This is a genomic window from Streptomyces sp. NPDC004610 (genome assembly GCF_040609715.1).
In the GTDB taxonomy this organism is placed as follows: domain Bacteria; phylum Actinomycetota; class Actinomycetes; order Streptomycetales; family Streptomycetaceae; genus Streptomyces.
Genome location: NZ_JBEXLA010000023.1, coordinates 18,346 through 35,203, shown reverse-complemented (window position 1 = coordinate 35,203; position 16,858 = coordinate 18,346). Strand labels below are relative to the sequence as shown.

12 protein-coding genes, 1 other RNA gene and 2 pseudogenes are annotated in these 16,858 nt (G+C 71.9%); 10 read left to right on the top strand and 5 right to left on the bottom strand.

What is annotated here, in order from left to right; all coding sequences use genetic code 11:
• Nucleotides 1-10: 10 nt before the first annotated feature.
• From ABZX40_RS24560 to ABZX40_RS24540, 5 genes and pseudogenes are all read left to right on the top strand, one after another.
• Nucleotides 11-841: pseudogene (locus ABZX40_RS24560) on the top strand (EamA family transporter); the annotation flags it as partial.
• Nucleotides 842-908: 67 nt separating this feature from the next.
• An RNA gene (gene rnpB, locus ABZX40_RS24555) (RNase P RNA component class A) lies at nt 909-1,326 on the top strand.
• 159 nt (nt 1,327-1,485) lie between these two features.
• Nucleotides 1,486-1,756: pseudogene (locus ABZX40_RS24550) on the top strand (hypothetical protein).
• Entirely contained in the window at nt 1,749-2,372 is a 624-nt protein-coding gene (locus ABZX40_RS24545) for a DUF6879 family protein (RefSeq protein WP_355732090.1), read from the top strand. The pseudogene ABZX40_RS24550 and the gene ABZX40_RS24545 overlap by 8 nt, the downstream one beginning before the upstream one ends.
• 85 nt (nt 2,373-2,457) lie before the next feature.
• Nucleotides 2,458-3,309, top strand: a complete 852-nt coding sequence (locus tag ABZX40_RS24540) for a formyltransferase family protein (RefSeq protein WP_355732092.1) — start codon at nt 2,458-2,460, stop codon at nt 3,307-3,309.
• A 22-nt stretch (nt 3,310-3,331) separates the two neighbouring features.
• Here the strand turns inward: ABZX40_RS24540 and ABZX40_RS24535 are convergent, their stop codons facing one another.
• The gene (locus ABZX40_RS24535; RefSeq protein ID WP_355732093.1) at nt 3,332-5,488 is read right to left on the bottom strand and encodes a tetratricopeptide repeat protein; all 2,157 of its coding nucleotides are present in this window, start codon (nt 5,486-5,488) and stop codon (nt 3,332-3,334) included.
• Complete coding sequence (locus tag ABZX40_RS24530) at nt 5,485-5,895, bottom strand: hypothetical protein (RefSeq protein WP_355732094.1); 411 nt, start codon at nt 5,893-5,895, stop codon at nt 5,485-5,487. Before ABZX40_RS24530 ends, ABZX40_RS24535 begins: the two co-directional genes overlap by 4 nt.
• A 222-nt stretch (nt 5,896-6,117) precedes the next feature.
• Between ABZX40_RS24530 and ABZX40_RS24525 the strand changes: the two genes are divergently transcribed.
• The 5 genes from ABZX40_RS24525 (at nt 6,118) to ABZX40_RS24505 (ending at nt 11,928) form a co-directional block, all read left to right on the top strand.
• Complete coding sequence (locus ABZX40_RS24525; RefSeq protein ID WP_355732096.1) at nt 6,118-6,963, top strand: alpha/beta hydrolase; 846 nt, start codon at nt 6,118-6,120, stop codon at nt 6,961-6,963.
• 355 nt (nt 6,964-7,318) lie between these two features.
• The gene (locus tag ABZX40_RS24520; RefSeq protein ID WP_355732097.1) at nt 7,319-8,011 is read left to right on the top strand and encodes a hypothetical protein; all 693 of its coding nucleotides are present in this window, start codon (nt 7,319-7,321) and stop codon (nt 8,009-8,011) included.
• A gap of 210 nt (nt 8,012-8,221) precedes the next feature.
• Nucleotides 8,222-8,695, top strand: coding sequence for a hypothetical protein (locus ABZX40_RS24515; protein ID WP_355732099.1), 474 nt, complete (start codon nt 8,222-8,224; stop codon nt 8,693-8,695).
• The gene (locus ABZX40_RS24510) at nt 8,692-10,674 is read left to right on the top strand and encodes a M48 family metalloprotease (protein ID WP_355732101.1); all 1,983 of its coding nucleotides are present in this window, start codon (nt 8,692-8,694) and stop codon (nt 10,672-10,674) included. The genes ABZX40_RS24515 and ABZX40_RS24510 overlap by 4 nt, the downstream gene beginning before the upstream one ends.
• A gap of 69 nt (nt 10,675-10,743) precedes the next feature.
• Nucleotides 10,744-11,928, top strand: coding sequence for an MFS transporter (locus ABZX40_RS24505; RefSeq protein ID WP_355732103.1), 1,185 nt, complete (start codon nt 10,744-10,746; stop codon nt 11,926-11,928).
• A gap of 35 nt (nt 11,929-11,963) precedes the next feature.
• Here the strand turns inward: ABZX40_RS24505 and ABZX40_RS24500 are convergent, their stop codons facing one another.
• The 3 genes from ABZX40_RS24500 to ABZX40_RS24490 all read right to left on the bottom strand — a co-directional run bounded on the left by ABZX40_RS24500 (nt 11,964) and on the right by ABZX40_RS24490 (nt 16,592).
• On the bottom strand, nt 11,964-13,163 hold the full coding sequence (locus ABZX40_RS24500) for a cytochrome P450 (protein ID WP_355732105.1): 1,200 nt from the start codon (nt 13,161-13,163) through the stop codon (nt 11,964-11,966).
• On the bottom strand, nt 13,114-14,859 hold the full coding sequence (locus tag ABZX40_RS24495; protein ID WP_355732144.1) for an NAD(P)/FAD-dependent oxidoreductase: 1,746 nt from the start codon (nt 14,857-14,859) through the stop codon (nt 13,114-13,116). The genes ABZX40_RS24500 and ABZX40_RS24495 overlap by 50 nt, the downstream gene beginning before the upstream one ends.
• 68 nt (nt 14,860-14,927) lie before the next feature.
• A complete protein-coding gene (locus ABZX40_RS24490) occupies nt 14,928-16,592 on the bottom strand; it encodes an NAD(P)/FAD-dependent oxidoreductase (protein WP_355732107.1) in 1,665 nt (554 codons plus the stop codon).
• Between the last annotated feature and the right edge of the window lie 266 nt (nt 16,593-16,858).

Genomic DNA, 16,858 nt, shown 5'->3' with positions numbered 1-16,858 from the left:
CACTCCCTCCATGACTGCACGCGCATGGCTGCTCTTCGCCCTCATGGGAGTGATCTGGGGCATCCCGTACCTCCTGATCAAGGTGGCGGTGGAAGCGGACCTGTCCCCCTCCTTCGTCGTCTTCGTCCGCTGCGCGCTGGGCGCGGCGCTGCTGCTCCCGTTCGCGCTCCGGCAGGGCGGAATGGGGGCGACGGTCCGCCGTCACTGGAAACCGATGCTGGCCTTCGCGTGCATCGAGGTCATCGGCCCCTGGTGGACCCTGACGGACGCGGAACGCCATCTCTCCAGCTCCACGGCGGGTCTGCTGATCGCGGGGGTGCCCATCGTCGGCGTCCTCCTCGCCCGCTTCTTCGGCGCCGAGGAACGGCTCGGCCCGCGCCGGGTGACGGGCCTGGCCCTGGGCCTGGCGGGCGTGGGCGTCCTCACCGCCCCGCATCTGACGGGCGGCGACGCCCGCTCCCTCGCCGAGGTGTTCCTCACGGTCCTCGGCTACGCCACGGCCCCCCTGATAGCGGCCCGCCACCTCCGCGACGTCCCCTCCCTCCACCTGACGGCCCCCTGCCTGGCCCTGGCCGCCGTCGTCTACGCCCCCGCGGCCACCCTGACCCGCCCCGAGAACCTCCCCTCCACCGAGGTCCTCGTCTCCCTGGCCGCCCTGGGCGTCATCTGCACGGCGATCGCCTTCGTCGCCTTCCTGGAACTGATCAAGGAGGCGGGCCCGACCCGCGCCACGGTGATCACCTACGTCAACCCGGCGGTCGCGGTGGCGGCGGGCGCCCTCTTCCTGGACGAGGAACTCACCACCACCGTCCTGCTGGCCTTCACCCTGATCCTGGCGGGATCGGTCCTGGCCACAGCCGCGGGCCCGACCCGCCCGCGCGGGCGGCTACCATGGTCCACACGGCAGACGAGCCGGGCGGACGGCCGCGTGGAGGTCCTGGTGGATCTCCCCGAGGAACGTCCGGGCTCCACAGGGCAGGGTGGTGGCTAACGGCCACCCGGGGTGACCCGCGGGACAGTGCCACAGAAAACAGACCGCCCGGCGCTTCGGCACCGGGTAAGGGTGAAACGGTGGTGTAAGAGACCACCAGTGCCCAGGGTGACCTGGGCAGCTAGGTAAACCCCACCTGGAGCAAGGTCAAAAGGGAGCGCTCTTTCCCAGGAATGGAAAAGGCGCGACTGCGCGGACGTTCGAGGGCTGCCCGCCCGAGTCCGCGGGTAGACCGCACGAGGCCGGTGGCAACACCGGCCCTAGATGGATGGCCGTCCCCCCGGCGACCGCGAGGTACCGGGGGACAGAACCCGGCGTATAGCTCGGCTCGTCTGCCGCCCTTTGGTTCGCTGTCCAGAGGCCGCGTCTCTCCCTGAGCAATCCCCCTGTGCCGGCAACGGTGGCGTCCTCCTTCACCTGGCCGGAAATCGCTTTCTGATCCTGCGTCAAGTGTGATCTCGGTTACCTTCGGACGGACTGAACGGAGGTCTGCCATGACACGAGGCTGGGAAGCCGATCCCTCTTCACCGCTGGTGCGCCGACTGGGCAAGTCGCCCGCCGAGCTGGGGACCACGGGCGGCGAGGCCGGGTGCCCGGACATCTGGGAACTGGAGAATGGTGACATCGCCGTCGTGGGGCGTGATCTCACCGATTCCTATCTGACTCGCCTTCCCCCCCGGGCTCGCCGTCGCCAGTGATGAGCGGATCGTGGTAATTCCCCGCAGGACGGCCGCCGCGGCGAAGGCGGACATTCCCGATGCGTAGTCCGCGGGCCGTCGGCCCCGGTCGGCGTCTTGGGCTGGACGACTACCTTGAGGACTTCGACCGCCATTTCTGGCGTTCCGGCCCGGAGGGGTTCTGGAAGCTCGAAAGACAGCAGAGCTTCCGGGAGCCCGGGGTGGAGAGCTGGGAAGCGTTCCGTCAGGGGCGCTGGGACGAGTCCCTGGCGTTGATCGAGGGACAGCGGGACCACTACGAGGAATACTTCCTGCGCATCGCCGGACACGGGTTCACCCTGCACCGCGTCCGTTGCGTGGAGGAGCCCATTTCCCCGTACCTCCAGTGGGAACTCCACCTGCTGCATCTGAAAGCCCGGTACGGGGAGGACACAAGAGTCCTCAGCAGAGACGCAATCCGCCGGTACGAAGCAGAGCGCGCCCTCTCCGAGATCGTCGTCCTCGGTTCCGCCGTGATGTACGAGGTCGTCTATGACGGGGAGGGGAAACTCGCCGGTGGCATCCGCTTCGGCGATCCGCATGACATCTCCCGGTGCCGTCAGGCGATCCAGGAGATGCACCGGTCCGGTGAGCCGTTGGACGAGTTCTTCAGCCGCCATGTCGCCCGGTTGCCTCCGCCGACCGTGACCGACGAGCGAGTCTGAGCGGCTGCGACGGCACTTCGGCGGATGGTACCGAGGTCGGACAGAGGCACCGGTCGAAATGCCGGTCGCGAGACGAAGGCGATATATGCGCACCATTCTGATTTCCTACTCCGCGCAGGGATTCGAGCTTCTGCGCGATGTGTGTGAACGGGCCGGGCATGTGTCCGTCGCCTATCTGCATGCGCGATCCCTGCGGCCGGGTGGGCCGACGCGCCAGGGTGCGGGCGATGTCGTGGGCCGGATCGTTGATGCGCTGCCGGACGGGACGGATCTGCTGATTCCGGGCCGGAAAAGCATGCTGCCCCACATCGTCGAAGGGTATCGGGCCGATCTCATCGTCTGCTACGGCTTCCCCTGGAAGTTGCCGTCGGAGGTAATGCGGGCGACGAGTCTGGGTGCGATCAATGTGCACACGTCGATGCTGCCGAAATACCGAGGTCCCCTTCCGGTCAATTGGGCGATCAGGAACGGCGACAAGGAAATCGGTGTCAGCATCCACTGGATGGAGAGTGCATTCGACTCCGGTGGGATTCTGGCTCAGGAGTCGGGGATCGCTTTGGGAGACGATGTCGTCGCAGGGCTGTTGTGGGAAGAGGTCGATCGATACATCGAGCGGCTTCTCCCTCTCGCACTCGCACAGGCTGAAGCCGGTGCCCCCGGTACACCGCAGGACGAGGGAGCGGCCACGTACGCGGGATGGATGGAACCCGAGTTCTCGCGGATCGACTGGAGCGCCACCAGGGAAGTGATCCACAACCAGGTGCGTGCCCTCAGGTTCGGCAGTTCGGGAAGATCCGGCCCGGTTGCCATGGTGGCAGGCCGTCGGCTGGAGGTTCTGCGCACCTCGTTGCAGCCGACGGACGGAATCAAGGTGATGTGCGGGGACGGACCGGTGTGGATCACGGAGTCCGTCGCGGTGCCGGACTCCGAGTCCTGAACGGGCCCCGAACCAGCGCGTGTCAGGTCGGGCCGGGTGGTGTTGCCGACGCCAGGGAACGCCGGTATCGCGCGAGCTTGTCCCGGATCACCGTCGTCCACGGGTGCTCCTCACCGAGGACCCGCTCGCGCCATTCCTTGACGGCCTCCGCCTGTTCGACTGCTTCCCGGTACTCGCCGACCGCGTGCAGGACGCTGCCGAGCAGGCTCCGCGCCGCCAGCGTGATGGGGTAGTCCGCTCCGAAGCGGTCTTCGTGTGCCGCCAGGGCACGGCGGGCCAACGGCAGCGCTTCGGAGTGCTGTCCGGTGTTGAACAGCGCTCCTGCGCAGTTGAGCTCGGCGGACAGTGTGATCGGGTGGTCGGTGCCCAGCTCACGGCGGCAGTCAGTGACCACGTCCGGTCCTGCCGGCGCCTCGCGGTCCAGGTCGGGCCCGGGAGGCAGTTCGAGCAGACAAGCTCTCGCCTCCAGCGTCAGCGGGTGCCACGGGCCCAGCAGCGCGGCCCGCCCGGCCGCCGCCCGGTGCATCAACCGCACCGCTTCCGCCGGCCGGTCGAGCCAGGTCAGCGGGCGGGACAGGTGGAGGCAGGTGGTCAGGGTGTCCGCTGCCGCGGAACCGCAGACCCGTTCGAGGTCGTCGAGCAGTCCCCGGTGGAGCTCTGCTGCCGCCTCAAGGCGTCCCAGACGATCGGTTGCCTTCCCGATCCGCTGCCGCAGACGCAGGACCAGGATGTGATCGTCACCCAGTCGCCGTCGCACGAGGTCCGTCGCCTGTTCGGCCGCGGCCAGCGCAGAGGCGTAGTCGCCGGAACGATGCTGGGCCGTCACCAGAAGCAGGGCACAGGTGGCCGCGGACTCGGCGGTGCCGACCGTGACCTCGGGCCAGGTGACCACGCGGCGAAGCAGCGCCAGGACATGGGGGGCGAGAACGGTGAGCCGGCTGTCCCGCAAGCCGCGGTCCGGTGAGGCGGGGAGGCAGCGCAGCAGAAGTCCGGCCGATGCGGCAGCGAGTCGGTCGCGTTCGTCGGCCGGGGTGGCGCGCGCGACGCTGTCGAGCAGCACCCCGTGCGTGCGCAGGCAGCGGATGTCGCCGGGGACGAGTTCGGTGAGCGAGTGGTTGAGCAGTCCCCGGAGGGCCAGCTCCATCCGATCGGCGGGCAGGGGCAGGTCGAGGCGGGCGTCGGCGAGCAGGGACAGGGGCAGCGGATCGCTCGACCAGCAGGCCAGCAGGCGCAGCAGGGTGACGGCCTCGGGCAGATCCTGTCCGATCAGGGAGTTCAGCGAGAGCTGCCACGTTCCGCTGACCAGGTGACGTGAGTCGTTGCCCGCGACGGTGGCGCCCTGGTCGAGCAGTTCGATGGGATCCGGACGTTCCTGTAGACGACGCCCGTACTCCTCCATCGTCCAGGGGTCGATCACCTGGTGGGCCAGGAACCCGCCGGCCAGGGTCAGGGCGAGCGGCAGGCGGCCGAGGCGGTCGGCAATGGCGGCCGCATCCTCGGCGGACCCCGTTCCGGGGGCCAGATCGGACAGGACCTGGGCCGCGTCCTCACGAGGCAGGACACCCACGTGCAGCAGCTCGGCGGCGGGCCACCAGTGACCGGCGGCCTGCCGTGTCGTCACGAGGACGGTTCCGCGCGGGCTGGTGCGCAGCCATCCGCCGTCCCGCAGCACCGCTGGATCGTCGGCGTTGTCCAGCACCAGCAGCCAGGGCAGGTCGGACCGGTCGAGATGGTCCCAGACCAGGTCCGCGGCCGCGCGCAGGCCGTTGCGCGCGGCCATCAACTCACCGTCCCTGGCGCCGCGGTCGGCGGCCACCGCGAGCATCCCGGCCCGCAGGGACGCCTGATCGGAGGCGTTGACCCACAGACCCAGGCGTCCGCTCTCCCGGGTGGCGTGGTCGAAGAGGGCGCACGCCACGGCCGTCTTGCCGCATCCGCCCAGACCGTGCAGGACGAACACGGTGTTTCCGGCGCCCTCGGTCACCGTCTCCTTCAGGCGCCCGATGAGTTCACTGCGATCCCGGAGGATCGCCGGTGCCCGGCCGATGGGCGGACGCCGTACGGAGTCGGGGCCGGTCCAGGCGGCGTCGTGATGGTGGTGCTCGATGATGTGCTGATCACCGGAAGCCTGGTAGACGCGCCCCTGATCAGTGGCCCGGCCGTCGTTGCGGCCGGTCACCGCTGTTCGACGTTCAGGTCGCGGCCGGCCTGGTAGACCCGTGAGCTGCCGGAGGCGGTTGCGCGTTGGGTGACGGTCACGGTGGCGGGAGCCTCGGCGGCGAGTTCGGTCAGCAGGGAGCGCAGATCCGCCGCCAGCTCGGGGTGGGCGACGAGGAGACGCCGGATGCGGCCCCGCCACTCCTCCGCGATCTCCCGCTCGCTCGCCTCGTCACCGTCGGCCCGCGCGTCCACGAGTTCCCGGCGCGACACTTCGAGTTGCGCGGCCACGTGCTCCTCGTCGCCCGGCCGGACGCGTCGCCACAGCGCGAGCATCCCGTTCCGCGCGGCGTTCCATGTGTCGGACGCCAGCAGCGTCACGATCGTCGTCCCGGCGGTCCCCGCCAAGAGGGTGATCTCCGCGTCCATCCTCCGCCCTCCCACGATGCGGCCCGGCCTTCAACTCTAGTGCCGACACAGTGTCAGCACACGGGTCCACCGAAGGCGCTCGCGATCCCGCGTGCCCGGCATCGGCCCGGAAGCGGCCCATGGCTCGGTGCGTTGACCAAGGGGGCAGGGCCCGGCATTCCGTGGCCCGTCGCCCATGAGATCCGATCCGTATTCGTCTGTGTCCGAAGAGGGGAACACGCTGTGAGGCAGCAGCAGTTGAGCGTCCACGGGCGGGACATCGCGTACGTCGAGTCGGAGGGGACCGGGCCCGCCGTGCTGTTCGTGCACGGGAACTCGTCGTCGTCCGGGGTCTGGGCGCCCCTGCTGGGCGGGGAGTTCGGGGCGCGGTTCCGGTGTCTGGCGATCGATCTGCCGGGGCATGGGCGGTCGGCGCCGGCCGAGCGGGCGGACGACTACTCGTTGCCGGGGTACGCCGCCGTGCTCGCCGGGTTCGCCCGGCTGAGCGGGGCCGAGGACGCCGTGCTGGTGGGCTGGAGCCTCGGTGGGCACATCGTGCTGGAGGCGGCGGCGGAGCTGGCCGGGGCCGCCGGGTTGCTGGTGTTCGGTGCGCCGCCGGTCAGCGGTGCCGCCGACTTCGGGCGGGCCTTTCTGCCCAGCCCCGCCCTGAAGATCGGGTTCGTCGACGAGGTCGACGCCGAGGGCGCGGAGGCGTACGCGCGTGGCTTTCTCGTCCCGGGTTCCACCCTCCCGGTCGGTGATCTCGTCGCCGACATCCTCGCCACCGACGGCACCGCCCGCACCAGTCTCTTCGCCAGTCTCGTCGGCGGGCGGTTCACCGATGAGGTCGGGATCGTCGGCGGGCTCGACCGGCCGCTCGCGGTGCTTCAGGGGGAGGGCGAGCAGTTCGTCAGTCTGGAGTATCTGCGCGGGCTGACCATGCCGACGCTGTGGCGCGGGGAGGTCCAGCTGATCCCCGGCAGCGGGCACGCCCCGCAGGTCGAGGCGCCCGAGGTGGTCGCGGAACTGGTGGGGCGGTTCGTGCGGGAGGTAGGGGAGGTAGGGGAGGTAGGGGAGGTGGGGGAGTGACGGCGAGGGGGCGGGGGCGGTCGGGCGGTGATCGGGCCCGGCGGCACGGAACGGTAACGAAGCCTGAATCAGCCGTAGTTGGCCGGATGCGCGCGCCGTAGCATCCTCTGTCCCCGGGTCTTTTGCCGTGAGTGTCCGGGTGGGGGAGGGGGGAACGGTGAAGTTCCCGTGTGCGGCCCGTGGGGGGTCGCGTTCTGAGCAAGTGCGTGTGGTAGCGGTCGGCTTCGGAGTCTGGCTCGGAGTGTTGCTGCCGGTGGTGCTGAGCGGGTGTTCGGGGGGTGGGGGTGAGGAGGGGAGCGGGGCCGGGTCGCCGTCCGTCGTGGCGAGTGTGAGTCCGTCCGCCACCCCCGAACTCTTGACGCCCCCCGCCTCGGAACCCGCCTTCGAGAGTCCGGAGAGCGATCTGGCGGAGACCACCGAGCCGCCCGTCGAGGAAGAGGTCGTCCCGGACGAGCCCGAGGGCGCCGAAGGGCTGTGGGGAGCCGAGTACTCCGGCACCGCCGAGGTGTCCGTCGACGTGTACGACTACTGCGCCGCCGACGGATCCCGGCAGCTCGCGGACTCGCAGTCGTACTCCATGAACGCCACGCTCAGTCTCGGGGCGCCGCGTTCCGGTGGGGGTGCCAGTGAGGACAATCCGTTCACCCTGGTGATGGCCGTCGGGCAGCCCGACGAAGCCGGGGCCCTGTCCCTGTGGTCGTCGTCCGTCAGTGCCGTGTCGGGGCAGGATCTCGCCGGTAACCCACGGGACCCGGACCTGCTGATCACCTACTGGCAACTGGAGTGGGACGACGGTGAGGTGACCGGCCGGCTCATCGACGACCACGTGGAGCAGGCCATCGCGCTCAACCTCCTCAACTGGCCCAGCCAGACCGTCCCCTGCCGCGACGACCTCGGCCAGTTGCCCATCGGCTATCCGCACGCCCTCGCCGAGGGCACCACCCTCGGCGGCGACCTCGACACCGATGGCGCCTCCCTCACCGCCCAGGGCGCCACCGGCGACGGACAGTTCGAGTTCGGCTTCGACTTCAGCGGGTCCGCCTCATGAGCGAGGCGGAGGGGATCGAGGGGATGGAGGGGACGGGGCCGCAGGATGTTCTTGGGGTCTGGGGGGTACGGGTCGCCCAGTGGGCCGCACCGGCCGAGGCCGTGCTCGCCGCCCAGCTCACCCGGGCCTACGCCCAGGGCGGCACCACCCGCCGCGACCTCTTCCGTACGACGGTGTACGTCCCCGGCGGCACCGGCGGCGGGCTCGCCGGTGCCGCCGGAACTCCTCGACGCACTCGCCCACGCCGCCGACGCGCTCCGCGCGGTGCTCGCCAGCCCGGAGCTGGCCAACACCGTCGCCACCACCGCGCTGCTGCTGAGTCTGCGGGGCGGGCCGGACCCGCCGCCCGGCGAGGGCGCCGCCGGGGAGCCGCCGAGTCCCGAGGTGCTGCGGGCCGCCCTGCGGATGCGGGACCGGCTCCTCGCCCGCGGGGTCGCCCCCGATGTCGCCGATGAACTCGTCGCCGGGCTCACCAGTGAACTGCTCGGCTCCGGGGACCCCGCCGGTGCCATCGCCTTCCTCGACGCGCTGGTCGCGCGGGAGGGGGCGGCGGGGAGCGTGCGGGGGGCGGCGGGTGGCCGCCGGTCGCGGTGGTTCCGGTGGTTCCGGTGGTGGCGCGGCGGCGGTCGTGGGGGCGGTGGAGGTCGTGGGGGTGACGGTGCTGGCGGGGGTGGCGGGGGGTGAACGCCGGGGGTGCCGGGCGGCTCTGGGGGCCTCCGCCCTGGCTGTGGCTGACCCTGGGGCTGGCCTTGCTCCAGACCTGGGGGATGGTCGACTGGGTGCTCTGGTACCGCCAGGAGGACTTCCCCGAGACCTTCGGCCTGCTGACGGTCCTGGCCATGAGCCTCGTCCTGGCGGCACCCTCGCTGGTGCTGCTGGCGGGGGCGCTCGCCCTTCTCGCGCCGGGCGCGCGGGCGCGGCGGGTGGAGCGGCGGTACGGGCTGCTGGCGCCGGAGCGGGTCGCCGACCTCACAACGGACCCCGGCCCCGGCCCCGGCACCGGCCCCGGCCCGGGCCCCGGCACCGGCCCCGGCCTCAGTCCCGGCCTCAACCCTCGCCCCAGTCCCGACCCCGGCCACACATCAGCCCCCGACCTCAGCCCCCACCCTCACCCCCACCCCGCCGACCTCCCCCACCACCCCCTCACCGAGATGCGCGCCTTCCTCGCCGCCCACGCCCCCCGCGCCGAACTGCGGATCTCCCTGCTGCGTGGGATGCCCGCCCGCGTCTACCCGGGCGGGCCCCGCACCTCCCGGGTCGCGGTGTTCCGGCCGCTGGTGGAGCTGTGGGTGCGGGACCGGGCGGCGGCCGAGGCGATCCTGCTGCATGAGGTGGGGCACCTCGGCCATGGGGAGCAGCATGTCGCCGGGCTGGGCAGTCCGCTGATCGGGCTGGTGAAGGCGTGGCCGTATCTGTTCGCGGGGTTCGGGCTGCTGCCCGCCGCGCTGCTGGTGGCGTCCGGGACGCTTCCGGCGGGGCCGCTCACCGCGCAGGTCGTGCTGATGCTGCTGGCCGTACCGCAACTGCTGCTGACCCTGGTGGGCGCGCTGTGGGCGGCGGAGCTGACCGCCGACCGGTACGCGGTCCGCGCCCTCGGCGAGGACATCTGGCTGCGCGCGCTCAAGGCCCTGGACGAGCCGCCCCGTTCCCGGTCCGCCCATCTCTACCACCCACCGCCGCGCCTGCGCCGCTGGTTCACCGCGCACTCCCGGCGGACCGGCGCCCAGGTGCTGCTGATGCTGCTGTGGCCCGTCGCCGTACTGGTCGAGAGCCTGCTGGATCTGCTCGGCGCGGTCGTCGGGTACCGGCTGCTCGGCGAGACCCCCGCCGAGGCCACCCGCACCGCGCTGGCCCTCCTCCACGACACCCTCGTCACCGGGCCCACCTGGTGGGGGATGCTCGTACTGATCGCACTGTGGCCGCTTTTCGCCGGGCGCTGGTCCCGGCTCATGGGCCGGGGCGGGCCGACGGCGACCGGTACGTTCCCGCCCCGGGTGTACGCCACCGCCCTGCTGCTGCCCGCGCTGCTCCTGCTCCTGGGGCTGCTGACCGTCCGCCCCACCCCGCCCCCGCTGCCGACGACCGCCACCGGACCCACCGCCTCCGCCTCCGCCTCCGTCCCTGCCCCGGCGGGCGGTGGAACCCTCCCGTCCCCCTGCCCCACCCCCTCCCGCCCCGCGCCCCCCGAACCCCCCGAGGGCCTCCCCGCCTTCCCCACCCCACCCGGCGCCGACCCCGGCCAGGCCGCCCCGGGCACCACCCGCACCTTCCGCCCCCTCCGCGCCACCGCCGTCCAGCCCCTCGCCGGGACCCGCGCGCAGGCCGCCCGGGACACCGCCGACCGGCTGCTGCGGCTGCGCTGGACCCTCACCCCGGACGGCACCCTCACCACCACCGACCCCGACCTGCCCGCCCTGCGCACGACAGCCGCGTACGGCGAGGTCCGGCTGCTGCGCGGGGAGCGCACCCGCACCACCGAGGTCAGTGCCACCACCAGTTGGATGGAGGCCCGGCTGACCCTGCCGGGCGAGGAGGGCGGTACCGCCCGGCTCGATCTGGTCCGTGCCGCCATCGGGGTCACCCATGCCGTCGTGGCCTGCCAGGTGTTCGACTCGACGGTCACCACGGCCGCCCGGCTCACCCTGGAACTGGAGGAGCGGTGACGCGCCGGGGGCGGGCGCAGGGGCGGAAATCGGTTGCGGTGGGGTGGGGGCGCCCGGTCTCGTGGGGGGATGGGGCAGGCGACGGAACACCGGACGCGGTCGGCGACCTCCTGGCGCGGGATCGCCGTCCTCCTCGCCCTGATGCTCGCCGCGTTCACCTTCAACACCGCCGAGAACCTCCCCGTCGGGCTGCTGGAGCTGATCGCCGGGAGCCTTGAGGTGCCGGTCGCGGCCGTCGGGCTGCTGGTCACCGGGTACGGGCTCACCGTGGCCGTCGCCTCGGTGCCGCTCGCGCACGCCGTCCGGGCGGTGCCCCGGCGCCAGGTGCTGACCGGGGTGCTCGCCGCGCCGGTCGTCGCCAGCCTCGCCGCCGCGTTCGCCCCCTCGTACGGGGTGCTGCTCGCGGCGCGGCTGGTGACCGCGCTGGGGCAGGCGCTGTTCTGGGCGGTGATGGGGCCGGTCTCGGTGGGGCTGTTCCCGGCGCGGGTGCGGGGCCGGGTGATCGGGGCGCTGTCGGTCGCCGGGTCGCCGGCCCTGGTGCTGGGCGTGCCCGCCGGGACCTGGCTGGGCCGGGCGGGCGGCTGGCCGGTGCCGGTCGCGCTGCTCGCTCTCCTCGGACTGGCCTCGCTGGTCACCGTCGCCGCGCTGCTGCCCACCTCCCGCCCGGACGAGGAGCCCGCCGCCTTCGCCCCGCGGCCCGACCGGCGCCGGTTCGCCGTCGTGCTGATCGCGGGCGCGCTGTCCGCCACCGGCGCCTTCGCCGGGTTCACCTATCTGGTGGCCTTCCTCGGCGAGGTCGGCCGGTTCTCGCCGGGTGCGGTCAACGCGCTGCTGGTGGTGTTCGGGGTGGCCTGTCTGGCCGGGGTGACCCTGACCGGCGTCCTCCTCGACCGCCGTCCGGGGGCCGCCCTCACCGGCGCCGTGGCCGTCCAGGCGGCCGGGATGCTCGGGCTGTACGCGACCGGCGGGCACCAGCCGGGCGCGGTGCTGTTCCTCGTCCCTGTGGGCGGCGCGCTCGGCCCCGTCTTCATGACCACCCAGAACGCCATGCTGCACTGCGCCCCCGGCCGCACCGATCTCGCCCTGGCCGCCAACTCCGGCGCCTACAACGCGGGCATCGCGGCGGGGGCGGCGCTCGGCGGACTCGTCCTCACCGTCGCCGATGTCCGCACCGCGTTCCTGGCGGGCGGGCTGCTGACGGCGGCGGGGTGCGCGGTGCTGCTGGGGGGAGGGCGGCGGGATCCCACAGGGTGAGACACGGGGATCCCACACCCCCTGGAATCACCCGGTCACCACATCACCGGCAACGCGTACAACCCCTTCAGCATCGCCTCCGCCTTCCACTTCAGCTCCTCCTCCGGGACCGCCGGTTTCAGGCCCGGGAGCCGGTCCAGCAGGGTGCGGACGGCGATCTGGAGTTCCAGACGGGCCAGCCGGGAGCCGACGCAGAAGTGGGCGCCGTGGCCGAAACTGAGGTGCGGTGCCTCGGGCTTGCGGTCCAGGACCAGCGCGTCGGGGTCCCGGTAGACCTCGGGGTCCCGGTTGGCCGCGTTCATATCGACCAGGACCGCGTCCCCGGCCCGTACCAGCACCCCGCCCAGCTCCACATCCTGCGTGGCGTACCGGCAGAAGTTGAGCCCGTTGGGCATGGGCACGTACCGCAGCAGCTCCTCCAGCGCGGCCGGGAGCCGCTCCGGGTCCTCGCGCAGCCGGGACATCCACTCGGGGCGGCGCAGCAGCAGGTAGGAGAAGTTGGAGATCTGGTTGTACGTGGTCACGAAACCGGCCGTCAGCAGCTCGGCCGCCAGCTCGAACATCTCCTCGTAGGTGAGGCGCTCCTCCTCGTCCTGGGCCCGGACCAGGGCGCTGAGGAGGTCCTCGCCGGGCTCGCGGCGGCGCAGTTCGAGCAGTTCGCCGAGGAAGGCGACGAACGCCTCCGACTCGGCGACGAACGACTCCAGCGACACACTGTGCGCCAGCATCAGATCCAGCCACTCCTGGATCTTGCGGTGGTCGCTCTCGGGGACGCCCAGCAGATCGCAGATCAGGGTGATGGAGAGGGGGAAGGCGTAGTCCTGGACGAGGTCGCCGGGCGGGCCCTTCTCCTCCATGCGGTCCACCAGTTCGGTGGCGATCTCCTGGACGCGGTCGGTGAGCTGGTTGATCCGGCGGGGGCTGAAGTGCCGGGAGATCACCTGGCGCAGCCGGGTGTGCTCGGGCGCGTCGGTGGACATCAGACCGACCCCGCTGGTGGACAGCGGGCGCATCCGGGGCTGGTCGCGGTGCACCCCGGCGGCCAGGCTGAACCGGGCGTCCGCCAGCACGAACCGGGCGTCCGCGTACCGGGTCACCAGCCAGGCGTCCTCGCCGTACGGCAGCCGTACGCGCGGCAGCGGACCGGCCCGCAGTTCGGGGTAGCGCGGGGAGAGGTCCAGACACTCAGCGGAGGTGAACGGGTAGCGCAGGGGGCACGACTGCTGCTCGGTCATCGGGGGTCTCCTTGTCGTTCTGGTCGTCGTCCTGCCCGGCCCGGACCGGGTGTTCGTCGCGCGGGGCGACGGGGATCACCACATGGGTCGGCGGGGGGGCCGAGGTGTCGATGTCGGCGGTGAACGGCCTGCCGTCGTCGCGGCAGACGAACTGCATGACGTGCCGGCCCGCGGCGGCGGCGCGGATCAGTCCGCCGGTGGTGGCCCATACGCCGGAGAAGTAGAAGTTGGCCAGGTCCGGCAGGGCGGGGCCCCACTTCTTGACCAGCTCCTCCAGGGTCTCGCCGCTCTCCACGAACGGCTGCCAGCCGAGCACGGTCCCGTCGTAGTTGCCGGTGTAGCGGACCTGGGTGAGCGGGGTGGACACATCCCGGACCGCGACCGCGTCCCTGAGGCCGGGGAAGCGCCGCTCCAGCAGCTCCAGCAGGGCGTCCCGCACCTGGTGCTTGCCCTCGTAGTAGGCCCGGCCGCGGCGCACCGGCAGGGTGTGCAGCTCGGTGCCGCCCCGGCTGCGGGTGCGCTGCTCGGGGCCGTCGCTCAGCTCCCGCCAGGGCTCGACGTCGGAGAAGTAGGTGACGTAGAGGACGGTGGTCCGCTCCGGGGACAGCTCGGGGTAGTGGACGCTGCGGAACTGGACGTTGACGCTGGGGTGGCGGATGCCGGTGAGCCGGGCCGCCTCCTCCTCGGTGAGCAGATGGGTGGTGCAGGGGTCGCCCTCGGGGAAGGGGCGGCGCAGCCCGAGGAAGAGGGCCACATAGCCGGGGAAGACCATGCCGGGCCGGTCGATGACCTCGTTGTAGAGGCGCCGGTACTCGTCGGGCAGATAGCGGCCCTTCAGCAGGCGCATGGTGGTGGCGTGGCCGTCGGCCGCCGAGACCACGATGTCCGCGCGGAACTCCCGGCCGTCGCTCAGCCGCACCCCGACCGCCCGGTCGTCCTCGACGAGGATCTCCTCGACCTTCGCGTTGTAGGTGACCTCCCCGCCGAGCCGCCGGTAGCGCTCCTCGATGGAGGTGGACAGGCCCAGCGAGCCGCCCTCGGGCACCCCGGCCGACAGATTGGCGTGCGAGGCCATCTGGAAGTAGAACGGCAGCACCGGGAACGCGGAATGCTTCTCGTACAGGACGAAATTGAATGCCTCGCGCAGCAGCGGGTCCTTGAACTTCGCCGAGTACTCGGTCATCAGGACGCTGATCGATTTCCGGATGACATTGAAGTAGGGGACGAAGGACGCCAGCATCCGCCAGCGTTCCGCCCGGCCCATCAGCCCGACCGGTTTCAGGAACGGGTACGCGGCGAGGCAGGCGCGGAATTTTCTGAGGCCGTTGCAGAAGCCCCGGATGCGGCGGCCGTCCGCCGGGGAGATCTCTCGCAGATGGGCCTCCAGCCGGTCCGGGTCGGAGTAGAAATAGACGCTGCGTCCGTCCCGGCCCCGCACCACGTTGAAGACGTCGAAATGGCGGATCTCCTTGCCCTGGAGGGCGCCCAGCTCCAGCCAGATCTGATGCATCTCGTTGCCTGGCCCGCTGCCCAGCAGCCAGCTGATACAGCAGTCGAAGGTGAAATCGCCCCGGTCCCAGGCCGTGCAGCAGCCGCCGGGGATCTCGTGCATCTCGAAGATCCGGGACTCATAGCCGTTCATCTGCGCGTAGCAGCCGGTGGACAGTCCGCCCAGCCCCGCCCCGATGATGATCATCGTCCGGCGGGGTGACCCGTCCGGTGCTGTCGCGCGTACGTCGTTCCTGGTCACGCCCACTCCCGCCGTCACCTCATGCTCTGGTCGAGCTGGGGCAGCCGGCCCAGCTTCCCCGTGTGCCATGCCTCGCCGCCCGTGCTCTCCCACGCCCGGAACGGCAGTCCCCACTCGTCGCACAGGTACTGGGCGACGAACCGCCCGCCGGCCGCGACCCGCACCAGCCCGCCGCCGGTGAACCACTGCCCGGCCAGCGACAGCCCGGCCAGCCCCGGCAGCCGCAGCCGGTCCTTGTCGATCAGCCCCTGCACCAGGTCCTCGGCGTCCGTGAAGGACTTCCAGCCGAGAATGGAACCGCCCAGATTCCCGGTGTAGCGCTCGGTGGTGACCGGGGTGGCCACATCGGTCACCTCGATCCGCGCCGCGATACCCGGATACCGGCGCTCCAGGAATTCCCGGACGAATTCCCCGACCGTCTCCTTGCGCGCCCGATAGGCCCGGCGATCGGTGCTCCGCAGGGTTTTCCAGGAGGTGTAGTCACTGAAGTACGTGCAATGGATCACCGATTTCCCGGGCGGCGCGAGGCCGTCGGAGAACCGGGAGCGCAACTGCACCACCAGACTGTTCTGGAGCACCCCCGGCAGCCGGGCGCTGTCGGCGTCGGAGAGCAGATAGGTCGCGCTGTGCGGGGCGTCCGCCGGGACGTCCCCGTCGAAGCCGACGAACACCGACACCACCCCCGGGTACACCGACTCCGGGGTGTCCGGCAGCGTGTCGAACAGCCGCCGCACCCGGGAGCTGGAGTACCGGCCGTCCAGCAGCCGGTCCAGGGTGGTGGCGCCGTCGCAGGCCGCCACCACATGGTCGGCGTAGTGCCGTTCACCGCCGCGCAGCTCCACCCCCACCGCGCGCCCGTCCTCCACGAGGATCCGCTCCACCCTGGACCGGTAGTCGATCCGGCCGCCCAGCGAGGTGTAGCGCTCCTCGATGGACCGGGCGAGCCCCAGCGAACCCCCCTGCGGGAAGCCCGTGTTGGACCGGTGCGCGCCCGCCATGTTGAACAGGTACGGCATCAGCGGGAAGACCTCGTGGTCCTGGAAGAAGATGTACGGCAGCGCCCGCCGCAGCAGCGGATCCTCGAAGCGGGCCGCGAACGCCTCCATCGAGGTGCCCGCGGTGCGCCGCAGCAGATTCAGCTTGGGCAGGATCTTGCGGGCCGCCCGCGCCTTCTCCCGCAGCGTCATCAGCGGGGCCGGTTTCAGGAACGAGAACAGATCCAGGTCGCCGAAGCCGCGCAGATCCCGGCAGAACGTCCGGATCAGTCGGGCGTCGCCGGGGGACAGGCCCAGCAGATGGGCCTCCAGCCGGTCGGGGTCGTTGTAGAACGCCACCGAGCGGCCGTCGGCGTCGACCACCGTGTTGAAGATGTCGAAGTTGCGGATCGTCTTGCCGTCCAGCGCGCCCAGTTCGCGCCACACCTGGTGGGCGTCGTTGCCGGGGGCGGTGCCGATCAGCCACTCGATGCAGTAGTCGAAGACATAGCCGTCCCGGCCCCAGGCCGTGCAGCAGCCGCCGGGCAGCACATGCTTCTCGAAGACCCGGGTCTCCATCCCGCTCATCTGGCCGTAGCACCCGGCGGACAGCCCGCCGACGCCCGCGCCCACGATGATCACCCGGGGCGGCTGCTCCGCCGTCCGCGTCCGCGCCTCCCAGGGCGCCCTTCGGCTACGGCGCATGGGGGGTCGCCTCCTTCGCCGCTTTGGCCGCCGTCTGCTCCCCGGCCGCGGTCAGCTCCGGGCGGGCGGTGGGTGTGGGCGCCGGTGTCGGTGTCGGTGTCGCTGTCGGGGCCGGTGTCGTGGTGCGCTCGATGCGGGGTGCCTGTGGCTGCTCCAGCACCGAGGTACGGGGCAGCGGGCCCGGCAGGGCGGTCCGGCCGCGCCGGGCGGGCCGCCGCACCGGCCCGGCGGGTTCGGCGGGCTCGTACGGTGGCTCCGGTGCCGGT

Excerpts from the sequence above, each read along its gene's own strand:
- ABZX40_RS24505 (WP_355732103.1), top strand. The coding sequence starts at position 10,744 with ATGGGGCAGGCGACGGAACACCGGACGCGGTCGGCGACCTCCTGGCGC.
- ABZX40_RS24495 (WP_355732144.1), bottom strand. The coding sequence starts at position 14,859 with ATGATCATCATCGGGGCGGGGCTGGGCGGACTGTCCACCGGCTGCTAC.
- ABZX40_RS24500 (WP_355732105.1), bottom strand. The coding sequence starts at position 13,163 with ATGACCGAGCAGCAGTCGTGCCCCCTGCGCTACCCGTTCACCTCCGCT.
- ABZX40_RS24530 (WP_355732094.1), bottom strand. The coding sequence starts at position 5,895 with ATGGACGCGGAGATCACCCTCTTGGCGGGGACCGCCGGGACGACGATC.
- ABZX40_RS24545 (WP_355732090.1), top strand. The coding sequence starts at position 1,749 with ATGCGTAGTCCGCGGGCCGTCGGCCCCGGTCGGCGTCTTGGGCTGGAC.
- ABZX40_RS24490 (WP_355732107.1), bottom strand. The coding sequence starts at position 16,592 with ATGCGCCGTAGCCGAAGGGCGCCCTGGGAGGCGCGGACGCGGACGGCG.
- ABZX40_RS24540 (WP_355732092.1), top strand. The coding sequence starts at position 2,458 with ATGCGCACCATTCTGATTTCCTACTCCGCGCAGGGATTCGAGCTTCTG.